The organism is Aquirufa originis, from assembly GCF_042714495.1.
In the GTDB taxonomy this organism is placed as follows: Bacteria; Bacteroidota; Bacteroidia; order Cytophagales; family Spirosomataceae; genus Aquirufa; species Aquirufa originis.
This window is the reverse complement of record NZ_JBBKXY010000001.1, coordinates 1122998-1135049: the sequence shown is the minus strand read 5'-3', so window position 1 is coordinate 1135049 and position 12052 is coordinate 1122998. Positions and strand designations below refer to the sequence as shown.

The window sequence follows — 12052 nt, the reverse complement described above, 5'->3', positions numbered from 1 at the left end:
AGTGTAGATTCATCAGAGAACCCATCTCTACTCTCTACTCTATACTCTATAATCTCTACTCTAATATCGTCTTCTCCAACGTCTTCTGACTCTGAAAGCCTTCCCCATACTTCACCCCAATCTTGTGCCCCATCTCCATCGCGCGCGCTTGGATGAAATTTAAAAAGTCTGGGCTAGAGATGTAGGAAGCCGGTTCAGCAGAATTAGGGTCAAAGAATTGACTCTTAAATGCACGGATAGCGGCTTCTTTCTGATCCCAGTGAGCTGTGATGTCAATCACGAAATCAGGTTCTAAATAGCGGTCTTGAATGTAATGGTAGACTTGTTTGGGTCTCCAGGCAGGAAGGTCGCCGGTTTTGATTTGGCGTAAACCTGATAAAAAACAAGCATCAATCGCTAATTGGGCACCCTTACCGTGGTCTGGATGACGATCCTCTAAAGCGTTCGCAAGCACCACTTCTGGTTGATATTTGCGAATGATTTCGATGAGTTTTAATTGAGTTTCTTCGTCATTTCTAAAGAAACCATCACGGATGCCTAGGTTTTCGCGGGCATGAATGCCTAAGATTTGAGTGGCATCAGCGGATTCTTGCAGACGTATTTCTGGAGTTCCTCGAGTACCTAGTTCTCCATGGGTGAAATCGACGATTCCTACTTTTTTACCTGCGGCAATATGAGAAATAATCGTTCCAGCGCAGCTTAATTCAGCGTCGTCTGGATGTGCAGCCATTACGAGGATATCTAATTTCATAGCAATTAATGGATGCGAATTCGGCGCCCAGCTCGGATAACCGAAGAGCTCTTCATTCCATTTAACTTCTTCAATTTAGCAATCGAAACACCGGTACGTCTAGCGATGGCACCTAGGGTGTCACCTTGACGAACTTTAGTCCAGGCCTTTGTTCTCGAACGTACTTTATCTCCTACAGCACCGTATTCGTTTTTCAAGGAAAGGGAACGAATATCAAAGGAGCGAGCCGTTAAAATAATGTGATCAGAAACGGGTTCGAATGGACTGAAGTTATAAACGTTCTTCGGGTTCATCGGATTACCCTCATAGCGCGTCTCAAAGTGCAAGTGTGAACCAGTGCTTCGTCCGGTACTACCTCCCACACCGATCTGATCTCCTGCTTTCACGATGGTTCCCGGTTCTGCGCCAGGAGAGGCAAGGTGTGCATACAAAGTTTCAAATCCGTTGTAGTGGCGCACTAACACGTAATTTCCATAACCTGAACGGTCGTAATGACTGACGCGGACAATGCCGTCAAATACAGAGAAGACTGGATAACCTGTCTCTAAGTCTAAATCTACACCGGCGTGTAAACGTCCCCAGCGTGGTCCAAATGGACTGGTTTGTTTAACTATCTCTAAGGGTGCTGCCCAATTACGTCCAGCTGCTGTGTTGTATAATTCGATGTCGACAGGCTCGTCAAATTCTTTGGCATCAATATCATAAGGGTCAATAATTTTTGTATCCCAAATCGCGAAATAAGACGCCACCGAAACAAAATCCTCTGTTCCTTCGGGTGCCGCTTCTTCCTCAATCTCCACGATCAGATTCTCGCCTTCGTCGATGGACGTGGTATCGAAATTGCTAATACTTGCGTTTAGTACCTTGATAGGTTCAAACTTACGTTCTTGCATCTCAGAGCCAGCCGTCACCCCTACAGATTCCGTCTCATTTCTGAATTGCAAAGGGGGAAGTTCATCTAGTTCATCCTTCTTCTTGTTCTTTTCTTGGAAAAGCTGGGAATTGGATTTGACTTCGATTTCTGTTTTTTTCTTGAATAAATTCCGCTCTTGTGCCTTCAGACCAAAGCCCGATAGCAGCAGAATACATCCAAAAACATAGGTAATTAACCTCATAAGTCTAAATTAATGTAAGTTGTTCGCGGCTAACCAACGTTCCGCGTCCAATGCCGCCATACAACCGCTACCTGCAGCCGTAATCGCTTGGCGATAAATCGTGTCTTGTACGTCACCGCAAGCGAAAACGCCTTCGATATTCGTACGAGCACTCCCTTTTTCTGTGAGTAAATACTCTTGAGCATCCATCTCTAATTGTCCTTTGAAAATAGACGTATTAGGCTGGTGTCCAATCGCAACGAAGAAACCAGTTAAGGCAATTTCTTCAGTCGCTTTAGTCACATTATTCACGATGCGAATGCCGGTTACCCCGTTTGCATCGCCTAAAATTTCTTCTGTTTCTGAGTTCCAGTGAATCTCAATCTTCGGGTTATTCTTCACGCGCTCTTGCATAATCAAGGAAGCACGCATTTCGCCACGACGAACAATTAAATGTACTTTGGTACACAAATTCGCTAAATAACTCGCTTCTTCCGCAGCAGTATCTCCTGCGCCTACAACGGCTACTGTTTGGTTACGGTAGAAGAAACCATCACATACGGCACAAGCAGAAACGCCCAAGCCATTAAATTTCGTTTCTCCTTCTAATCCTAACCATTTCGCACTAGCACCTGTCGCGATAATGACTGCATCCGCTTCGATTTCTGTCGATTCATCAATCCAAACCTTCTTAGGAGAGGAGGTGAAATCCACCTTAGTCGCCATTCCGTAACGTACATCAGTTCCAAAACGCTTAGCCTGATTCTCTAAATCGATCATCATCGCTGGTCCATCAATGCCATTCGGGTAGCCAGGGAAATTATCTACTTCAGTCGTAGTCGTTAATTGTCCTCCAGGTTGTCCACCTTGGTACATCACTGGATGTAAACCAGCACGTGAGGCATAAATAGCAGCGGTATATCCGGCTGGGCCAGAACCGATAATTAGGCATTTGATTTTTTCTGACATCTGTATTTTTATCGAAAGGGAATGAGCCTACAAAATTCGGGAAATATAGGCAGAAACACAAGCGGTGATTTTTCTTAATAATTCTTACATTTGTTTGTCAACCGAAGCTAAACGAATGAAGCAACTAAATATTTTCCAGAACCTAACTTTTTGGGTTTTATTGTCTATTCTTATAGGGGTCTTTGTGGGACATTTTGCACCTGATTTAGCCTTGTTCAAGGTGATCGAATCGAAGTTCAGCTACAATTTGTTAGGTGCTGAATTAAGCTTTGGACCTACGCTGAGTGAAGTTTTCAGTGGCGTCTTTATTAGCTTGGTGAAGCTTTTTATCAACCCCATCATCTTTTTGACGATTTCTTTAGGGATCGTGAACATGGGAAACCTGAAAAAGGTAGGTCGTGTGGGTGGTAAGGCCTTATTGTATTTCGAGGTGGTGACTACGATTGCCTTATTCATCGGATTAGCTGTTTCTACCTTCATTGAACCAGGAATCGGTGTCATCAGGGACGATATAGCCGGTGGAGATATTTCTAAGTATACACAAAAAGCAGCCGGATTCTCTTGGATCGGCTTTTTAAAGGAAAGCTTTACCGTTCAGGTTTTAGGTTTCTCGATCTTCTTTGGGATCTTTTTGAATTATGTCAAAGGAAAGGCGAAGATGATTGCCGGGATGCAGCAGGCTTCGCATTGGGTGTTTAAAGGATTGAAGATTGTGATGTATTTAGCGCCATTGGGAGCGTTAGGTGGGATGGCTTTTACCATTGGAAAGTTTGGGATTCATTCTTTGGTGCCTCTAGCGAAACTAATGCTGACCGTCTATGTGACGATGGCGATTTTTGTTTTTGTGGTCTTAGGTTTGATCATGCGTAACTGTGGAGAGCGGATTTGGGCGTTTTTGGGCTATATCAAACATGAATTGTTGGTGGTATTAGGCACTTCGTCTTCTGAGGCTGCCTTACCTTCTTTGATGCATAAACTGGAGAAAATGGGTTGTTCGAAGTCCGTGGTGGGCCTGGTGGTTCCGGCGGGTTATTCGTTTAACCTCGATGGTACGAGTATTTATTTATCGATGGCCACCTTGTTTTTAGCCCAAGTTTATGGCGTACATTTGTCCTGGGAACAGATGCTTACCATTGTGGGTATTTTGATGGTGACCTCTAAAGGAGCCGCCGGCGTGACAGGCAGTGGCTTCGTCGTTTTGGCATCCACCTTAAGTGCGTTGCAAGTGATCCCAGTTGAGGGTCTTGCTTTATTATTGGGAGTGGATCGCTTTATGTCAGAAGCGAGAGCGATTACGAATTTTATTGGGAATGGAGTGGCGACGGTTTGGATAGCGAAGCACGAGGGAGAATTTGAAAAAGAACAATCAACAAATTAATCATATATGTCTATTTCATCCATTTTAAGACAAGATGCGCTCGAGTATCACGCAGGAGGGAAACCTGGTAAAATTGAAGTAAAACCGACGAAATCGACGGCGACTCAGCGCGATTTGTCCTTAGCGTATTCGCCAGGTGTGGCTGAGCCTTGTTTAGAAATTGCAGAAAATGTAGAGAAAGTCTACGATTATACGGCCAAAGGGAACCTAGTAGGCGTTATCTCAAACGGTACTGCCGTTTTAGGTTTAGGTAATATAGGCCCAGAGGCAAGTAAGCCCGTGATGGAGGGGAAAGGTGTTCTTTTCAAAGTTTTCTCTGATATCGATGTATTTGACATCGAATTAGCCGTGACGGATCCAGATGACTTTGTGGATACGGTGGCTCGTTTAGAACCGACTTTTGGCGGGATTAATCTAGAGGATATCAAATCACCTGAATGCTTTGAGATCGAAGAGAAGTTAAAAGCGCGTTTGAAGATTCCCATCATGCACGACGATCAGCACGGAACGGCGATTATCTCGTCTGCGGCATTGTTGAACGCCTTGGAAATCGTCGATAAGAAAATTGAGGAGACTAGGTTTGTGATTTCAGGTGCGGGGGCAGCGGCTATTTCGTGTGTGAAATTGTATTTGAAGCTCGGTGCGCGCATCGAGAATTTCTATATTTTCGATAAGGATGGATTAGTTTCGGAAGACCGTCCAGATCTGAATCGCTATCTAGCCCCATTAGCGGGTAAGGCGGGTAGAAATACCTCTTTAGCTGAGGCGATGAAAGGAGCGGATGTGTTCCTTGGCCTCTCAGTAGGAGGAATCTTGAAGCCAGAGATGGTGGCGACGATGGCCGCGAATCCCATTGTATTTGCGATGGCGAATCCTACGCCGGAGATTGGTTATGAAGATGCGAAGGCGGTACGAGATGATTTGATCATGGCGACAGGTCGTTCTGACTTCCCTAACCAAGTGAATAACGTCTTAGGCTTCCCTTTCATCTTTAGAGGAGCCTTGGATGTGCGTGCTTCAGAAATTAATGATGAGATGAAACTGGCGGCGGCAAAGGCTTTGGCCTGCTTAGCGAAGAAACCGGTGCCTGATATTGTGAATTTAGCTTACAATGAGAAATCGTTAAGCTTTGGTCCAGAATACATTATTCCAAAACCAGTCGATCCACGTTTAATCACGACGATCTCGATGGCTGTGGCAAAAGCGGCCATGGAATCCGGCGTAGCGACGAAGCCGATTAAGAACTGGGATGTATATGAGAATCAGCTAGCGAAACGATTAGGCTTAGATAACCAGGTGATGAAGTTCATCTTGAAGCGTGCGAAGTCGAATCCGAAACGGATTGTTTTCGCTGAGGCGGAGAACTTGAAAGTATTGAAGGCAGTTCGGGAGGTCTTAGACGCAGGAATCGCTAAGCCGATTCTATTAGGTCGCAAAGCAAACATTGATGCGATCTGCGAGGAGCACCACATCGATTTAGGGGATATTGAGATCTTCGATTTCAAACACCCCGATAATGCAGCCTTATTGGCTGAATTTGCGGAGTTATTCTACGAGAAGCGAAAGCGCCGTGGCTTCACGAAATGGGAAGCAGAAAAGCAGGTGCGTAAGAGTAATTACTTTGCAGCGATGATGTTAGAAACGAATCGCGCAGATGGAGTTATTTCTGGTTTGACTAAAAACTATCCAGATGCTATTCGTCCTGCCTTGCAGATCATTGGTAAGAAGCCTGGTGTGACCAAAGTGGCGGGTATGTACTTGTTATTGAGTAAGCAAGGTCCATTATTCTTTTCGGACACGACAATTAACTTCTCGCCTTCGGTTGCAGATATTGTCGAGATTACGGAACTGACTTCTGAGGCAGTAGAACGCTTTAATTTAAAGCCAAAGATGGCGATGCTATCTTACTCGAACTTTGGTTCAGCAGACGGAGACGATGCGTTGAAAATGCGCGCAGCGACGGCTATTTTGAAAGAGAAGCATCCAGACTGGGTAATAGAAGGGGAGATGCAGGCACACTTAGCCTTTGACAAGGAACTCAGACAACAAAACTATCCATTCGCGACCTTAGGGAATGATACAGCGAATACGCTTATTTTCCCTAATCTATCTTCAGCGAATATTGCCTATAACTTGTTGAAAGAAGCGGCAGACATCGAGTACATCGGGCCTATCTTATTGGGATTGCGTAAACCAGTTCACGTCTTACAATTAGGGGCCTCCGTTCGCGAGATCGTGAATATGGTCGCAATTGCGGTGGTAGAAGCGCAGACAGTCTAAAAATGCAACCAAGCCTGTCTCATCTTCAATTGAGATGGGCTTGGGTTTTCTTTTTCCCTGAATTCAATTTTCTTCCGGTAGCCATACGAAAAGTTCATTCTGTCCGGTAACAAGGGACCGAAATCCATACCAATCGTGGATACCAATTCTTCCAAGGGTAATTTGTTCCCTTTACTCACAAAGCGGTCAAAGAATTCTCTGACGGCCAGCACTTTTGTCGTCCTCTCTATCAGTTCAAACAATTCTTCATCTTGGAAGGATTTGGTAGGGCCGTATTGAGCGGCTAAATCACGCATCATTTGTTGGGTACCGTAGGCGCCATTCGTTTCCTTGCGCAAGAGTAGATCGAGGCAGAAGCCGATGAGTGCCCCTTTTTGGTATACATTCCCGTATTCATCCTTGTATTTATCCAGTGCTCCTAAACTAAGCTTAGTGAAGGCCAGCGAGGGAATATAATCATCATTTGCGCGGTTCGCCTTTTCTGTCATGGACTCCATAAACTGCTCTATAGTAGTCAGGCCGCCCTGCAATTGTGTATGGTGCGCCGCATATTCCGTCAGACCTTCATAGAGCCAAAGGTGGCGGGACATTTTGGGCTTTTGGAAATCAAAATTCCCAATCTCTTCCGAATGAAAGTTTAACGGCGTTTGAATGTGAAAAAATTCGTGCGCGCTCACATCGCGTATCGTGCTGCCCATCGTGGAGATATTGTATTCCGGCAGGTAGTAAAAAGAGGATTTCGAATGTTCTAAAGCCCCATAACTACCAGTCTTTAGGTGCGTCGACATCACGACTAGGAAAGCGTAGTTTTTGACAGGGAAAGTGCCACCTAAATAGGCTTGCTGTGACTTCAATAACGGAAGGATTTTCTCCGCAATTTGGGCGGCGCGAATCACTTGATTGGGGGAAAAGACCGAAATCAGGATGTCTGCATCACCTACTTTTAGCATAGCCGTATCCGGGTGAGCGACTAAGATGGGCGCATCTGTTAGGCTTTGGTAAGAATCTGCTACATAAAAACCCTTTACTGATTCGATAGATGAGGAGGCTAACATACCTACAGGTACTTTTAGCTGTAGAGAAACAGGCATTTTCTCTCTACCTTTCACATAGCCTACTAAAGCGTGGGTGTTCAGCGCAAAGAGCGTGTCTTCTTGAAAGTTCGTTCCCGCCGGCTCGAAAATGTATTTGCCATCGATTTCAGGACTATCCCAGGTGTCATCTACCTCGTAGCTGAGGCGAGAGGCCCCGTCAATGTGAAATGAGTTGATGTCTTTTTGTTTCACTTTAACCGATTTCCCAGTGGCATCAAAGGCTTGCAGGTTACTCACATAGCGGCCAAAATCATAAATAGCATAAGTGCCCGGAACGATTTTAGGGAAGCAGTATTCCTTTGCGCCTGCTGGTAATTGAACTTCTACCGTCAATCGATCCTGTTGAAGTCGATTCAAGTCAATGGAATAGCGGAGGCTATCTTGTGCAGATGAACTGTAAACAAAGCACAACAGTAAAAGGAGTTTTTTCAACATTAATTCTTGAAGTTGAGCGCCTCGGAAGGCTGGATTTTAGTAATCAACAGGGTAGGGATCGACATCATAAAGCTCACTAAAAGAATGGTAAGCCCATTCACAATTCCCCAAGTCGCTAGATCCCATTCGATAGGAACACTACTCATATAATAACTTTCCGGGTCCAATGGGATCAGCTGGTAGGTAGATTGTAGATAGCAGAATAGAAAGGCGATACTGTTTCCGATGAGCAATCCGCGCACTAAGATAAATAAACCATTCCACCAGAAAATGCGGCGTATCTGTGCAGCGGAGGCTCCCATTGATTTTAAGAGTCCTACCATGGGAACGCGTTCCATGATCAGTACCCAAAGCGTAGCAATCAGATTAAAGCAGGCCACCACAAAGAGGAGGCTAATGAATATGACAATATTTCTGTCGAGCATCGTCATCCAGTCAAAAAGTGCTGGATAGATCTCGGTTACGGGTTGTATGCGCCATTCAGGTGGCATGGTTTTAGCCAGCGCATTTGTTTTTGCTTCTAGATTCTCTTTGCTTTTAAAGAAGACCTCATAAGTGCCTAGTGAGTCAGCTGTCCAGCCGTTCATCTTTTGAACCCAATCCCGATCAGCTAGAATAAATATTTTATCCAATTCCTCTAGTCCCGTTTCATAGATGCCCGCGACTTTCACTTTACGCGGTCTCTCGGGAGCGCTAAGGAAATAGAGGATCAGCGAACCATTGGTTTTGACCTTTAATTGTTTGGCCAAAGCCTCACTTAAAATAACCTCCTGTGGACCATTCAGGCTATTAGATCCACTAATGATATTTTTCTGTAATTGCTTCGCCGGAAGATCTTTCCCAATTCCCTTTACGACAATACCGGCTAATCCTTCTTTCCCCACAATAATGCCAGGCCTTTGCACATGGGCTTGAATGTGATCAATCTCCGGGCGCTGTACTGTTTTAGTTTCCCAATTTCGATTACGCGTCAAAGGACTTTCAGCTAATGAACGATTACCCGATATCTGAGAAATGCGCGCATCCCCGGAAAAGCTGGTCAATTTGTCCTGAATGGTCGTCTTAAAACCAAAAAGAATCGCAAATGCCACCAGAATAATCGCCGTTCCCACCGCCACCGTCCCGATGCCCACATAGGTCACCGTCTTAGAAAAGGAGGTGTCCTGAGTTTTCCGAATACGCCTAGCGACAAAAAGAGGGAAATTCATTAGATTTGATTTTCAATTCTGAACCGCAAAGAAAACACGAATGGGGCGTAAATCAAATAGTATTGTCTTATTGTTCAGCCTTATGGCTTTTATAGGATTTGGTCAAAAAACGCTCATTCCAGGCGCCGCACAATTCCCCGCTTACTTGCCAGCCCTAAAAGGCAAACAAGTTGCCTTAGTAGTTAATCATACCTCCGTGGTAGGGAAGACGCATTTAGCCGATACTTTATTGTCACTAGGCGTATCAGTGAAGAAGATTTTTGCTCCAGAACACGGTTTTAGAGGTACGGCAGATGCTGGTGCACACATTGATAATGAGGTCGATCGCAAAACAGGTCTTGCTCTCATTTCTTTGTACGGTAAGCATAAGAAACCTACACTAGAGGATTTGCAAGGGATTGATGTAGTTCTATTTGATATTCAAGACGTAGGTGCGCGTTTCTATACCTATTCGTCCACTTTGCATTATGTCTTAGAGGCTTGTGCGGAGAATAAGGTGCCTTTAACGGTTTTGGATCGCCCGAATCCGAACGGCCATTATGTCGATGGACCCGTGCTCGAAAAGGCGCAGGCGTCTTTCGTGGGCTTGAATCCGATTCCGGTCGTGCACGGATGTACGCTAGGGGAATTAGCGCGCATGATTAATGGGGAAGGTTGGTTAGCGAATAGTGCCAAAGCCTCCCTGAATGTCATTCCTGTCGAAAATTATACTCACGCATCTCCAGTCCATGTGGCCATAGCGCCCTCGCCTAATTTACCAAATGATCAATCTATCGCCTTGTATCCATCCCTTTGCTTATTTGAAGGAACGAATGTAAGTATCGGAAGAGGAACCGATTTACAGTTTCAGGTAGTCGGAACGAATATCGCCGGCATAGGGGATTATACCTTTACGCCGGTACCAAAGCCAGGCGCGATGGATCCTCCTCTAAAAGATCAGAAATGTTATGGGTATAATCTGTCTACCTTGCCAGCTCGGAACCTAGGCTTTAGTTTGAAATACCTCTTGTATTTCTACACTAAATCAGGTTTAGGGGAGAAATTCTTTACATCGCCTTCTTTCTTTGATAAGCTAGCGGGCACGGATCAATTACGTTTAGCCATCATTGCGGGTAAAACGGAGAAGGATATTCGGGATTCTTGGGAGCCAGGATTAGTTCAATACCGAAAAATGCGCCAAAATTACCTGCTTTATCGTTAGAATTAGGCAAAAAATTCCGACATTTGCCGTTTATTTTTAAGCAAAAACAAACATGGCGGAAAAGATCCTTATACTTGATTTCGGTTCTCAGGTGACCCAATTAATTGCGCGTCGCATCAGAGAAGCGCAAGTCTATTGCGAAATACATCCTTTTAATCACATCCCAGAAATCGATGAGTCGGTGAAAGGAATTATCCTTTCAGGTAGCCCTTGCTCGGTGAGAGATGAAGATTCTCCTCGCGTAGATTTAAGTCTGTTTGGTACTTTACCCATTTTAGGAATTTGCTATGGAGCGCAATTGTTAGCGCACCAGGGCGGAGGCTCCGTTCAAGCATCGGGTCACCGTGAATACGGTCGTGCCCACATGACAAGTGTAAAGGAGAGTCCATTATTAAATGGCTTATCGGCGACAGGTCAGGTTTGGATGTCACACGGCGATACCATTATGGAATTGCCGTCTGAATATGAGTTGATCGGTTCGACCGAGACCGTTCGTGTAGCGGCATTTGCCCACGTTTCTAAGCCGATTTTCGGTATTCAATTCCACCCGGAAGTGACTCACTCGACGGAAGGAAGTATTTTAATCAAGAACTTTATCGTAGGAATTTGTGGCTGCGCACAGACGTGGACATCGGATTCTTTCGTAGATAGAACCGTTTCAGAGTTACAGGCCAAATTAGGGAATGACAAAGTCGTGCTAGGTCTATCTGGCGGGGTAGATAGCTCAGTGGCTGCGGTTTTATTACACCGTGCGATTGGCAAAAACCTATATTGCATCTTCGTGGACAATGGTTTGTTGCGCAAGGATGAATTTGAACAAGTTTTGGCATCCTACGAAACACTCGGCCTAAACGTGAAAGGAGTCAACTCCAAACAACGTTTCTACGACGCCCTAAAAGGCTTAACAGATCCAGAAGACAAGCGCAAAGCCATCGGAAAGACCTTTATCGAGGTATTCGATGAGGAGGCTCATTTAATTGAGGGCGTTTCTTGGTTAGGCCAAGGCACGATTTACCCAGATAAAATCGAATCCGTTTCCCTAAAAGGACCAAGTGCAACCATCAAATCGCACCACAACGTGGGTGGCTTACCTGATTTCATGAAGTTAAAAGTGGTAGAGCCATTAGATGCCTTATTCAAAGATGAGGTGCGTTTAGTGGGTAAAACCTTAGGTGTGCCTAAAGACATTTTAGGCCGCCACCCATTCCCTGGTCCAGGTTTAGGTATCCGTATTCTAGGCGATATTACGCCTGCGAAAGTAGATATCTTACAAAAAGTGGACGCTATTTTCATCAATGGTTTGAAGGAGGATGGTTTGTATGACCAAGTTTGGCAAGCAGGCGCTATCCTTTTACCTATCCAATCCGTGGGTGTCATGGGGGATGAGCGTACGTATGAGCAAGTTGTTGCTTTGCGTGCTGTTTCTAGTGTGGACGGAATGACTGCCGACTGGTGCCATTTACCTTATGAATTCTTAGGTCGTATTTCGAATGAGATTATCAATAAGGTCAAAGGCGTGAATCGCGTGGTATATGATATTTCGAGTAAGCCGCCGGCTACGATTGAGTGGGAATAAATTGTTGTGTGTGTTCGAAAATGTGCTGCGCAATATTTTCAGAGTAGAGATTATAGAGTAAAGAGA

Annotated in this window: 9 protein-coding genes; 4 read left to right on the top strand and 5 right to left on the bottom strand. The window is 44.9% G+C overall.

Annotation, left to right across the window (positions count from 1 at the left end; genetic code table 11):
* Nucleotides 1-55 precede the first annotated feature (55 nt).
* The 3 genes from bshB1 to trxB are packed head-to-tail and all read right to left on the bottom strand — an operon-like array spanning nt 56 to nt 2814.
* Nucleotides 56-751 carry a bacillithiol biosynthesis deacetylase BshB1 gene (gene bshB1, locus SKC35_RS04965; RefSeq protein ID WP_377978324.1) on the bottom strand — a complete coding sequence of 232 codons (696 nt, stop codon included), beginning with the start codon at nt 749-751 and terminating at the stop codon, nt 56-58.
* Between the two features lie 5 nt (nt 752-756).
* The gene (locus SKC35_RS04960) at nt 757-1866 is read right to left on the bottom strand and encodes a peptidoglycan DD-metalloendopeptidase family protein (protein WP_377978323.1); all 1110 of its coding nucleotides are present in this window, start codon (nt 1864-1866) and stop codon (nt 757-759) included.
* Nucleotides 1867-1875: 9 nt separating this feature from the next.
* Complete coding sequence (gene trxB / locus SKC35_RS04955) at nt 1876-2814, bottom strand: thioredoxin-disulfide reductase (RefSeq protein WP_130896941.1); 939 nt, start codon at nt 2812-2814, stop codon at nt 1876-1878.
* Between the two features lie 115 nt (nt 2815-2929).
* Between trxB and SKC35_RS04950 the strand changes: the two genes are divergently transcribed.
* Both SKC35_RS04950 and SKC35_RS04945 read left to right on the top strand, forming a co-directional pair.
* A complete protein-coding gene (locus SKC35_RS04950; RefSeq protein WP_377978322.1) occupies nt 2930-4192 on the top strand; it encodes a cation:dicarboxylate symporter family transporter in 1263 nt (420 codons plus the stop codon).
* A gap of 6 nt (nt 4193-4198) precedes the next feature.
* Nucleotides 4199-6472, top strand: coding sequence for an NADP-dependent malic enzyme (locus tag SKC35_RS04945; RefSeq protein ID WP_377978321.1), 2274 nt, complete (start codon nt 4199-4201; stop codon nt 6470-6472).
* Here SKC35_RS04945 and SKC35_RS04940 read toward each other — a convergent pair.
* Together SKC35_RS04940 and SKC35_RS04935 are read right to left on the bottom strand one after the other, a co-directional pair.
* The gene (locus SKC35_RS04940) at nt 6469-8001 is read right to left on the bottom strand and encodes a M61 family metallopeptidase (protein ID WP_377978320.1); all 1533 of its coding nucleotides are present in this window, start codon (nt 7999-8001) and stop codon (nt 6469-6471) included. The two genes, SKC35_RS04945 and SKC35_RS04940, sit on opposite strands and share 4 nt — an antisense overlap.
* Nucleotides 8001-9209, bottom strand: coding sequence for an ABC transporter permease (locus SKC35_RS04935; protein WP_377978319.1), 1209 nt, complete (start codon nt 9207-9209; stop codon nt 8001-8003). Before SKC35_RS04935 ends, SKC35_RS04940 begins: the two co-directional genes overlap by 1 nt.
* Before the next feature lie 82 nt (nt 9210-9291).
* Between SKC35_RS04935 and SKC35_RS04930 the strand changes: the two genes are divergently transcribed.
* Entirely contained in the window at nt 9292-10410 is a 1119-nt protein-coding gene (locus SKC35_RS04930) for an exo-beta-N-acetylmuramidase NamZ family protein (RefSeq protein ID WP_377978318.1), read from the top strand.
* Between the two features lie 52 nt (nt 10411-10462).
* Nucleotides 10463-11986 carry a glutamine-hydrolyzing GMP synthase gene (gene guaA, locus SKC35_RS04925; RefSeq protein WP_377978317.1) on the top strand — a complete coding sequence of 508 codons (1524 nt, stop codon included), beginning with the start codon at nt 10463-10465 and terminating at the stop codon, nt 11984-11986.
* Nucleotides 11987-12052: the final 66 nt, after the last annotated feature.

Excerpts from the sequence above, each read along its gene's own strand:
- bshB1 (WP_377978324.1), bottom strand. The coding sequence starts at position 751 with ATGAAATTAGATATCCTCGTAATGGCTGCACATCCAGACGACGCTGAA.
- SKC35_RS04960 (WP_377978323.1), bottom strand. The coding sequence starts at position 1,866 with ATGAGGTTAATTACCTATGTTTTTGGATGTATTCTGCTGCTATCGGGC.
- trxB (WP_130896941.1), bottom strand. The coding sequence starts at position 2,814 with ATGTCAGAAAAAATCAAATGCCTAATTATCGGTTCTGGCCCAGCCGGA.
- SKC35_RS04950 (WP_377978322.1), top strand. The coding sequence starts at position 2,930 with ATGAAGCAACTAAATATTTTCCAGAACCTAACTTTTTGGGTTTTATTG.
- SKC35_RS04945 (WP_377978321.1), top strand. The coding sequence starts at position 4,199 with ATGTCTATTTCATCCATTTTAAGACAAGATGCGCTCGAGTATCACGCA.
- SKC35_RS04940 (WP_377978320.1), bottom strand. The coding sequence starts at position 8,001 with ATGTTGAAAAAACTCCTTTTACTGTTGTGCTTTGTTTACAGTTCATCT.
- SKC35_RS04935 (WP_377978319.1), bottom strand. The coding sequence starts at position 9,209 with ATGAATTTCCCTCTTTTTGTCGCTAGGCGTATTCGGAAAACTCAGGAC.
- SKC35_RS04930 (WP_377978318.1), top strand. The coding sequence starts at position 9,292 with ATGGCTTTTATAGGATTTGGTCAAAAAACGCTCATTCCAGGCGCCGCA.
- guaA (WP_377978317.1), top strand. The coding sequence starts at position 10,463 with ATGGCGGAAAAGATCCTTATACTTGATTTCGGTTCTCAGGTGACCCAA.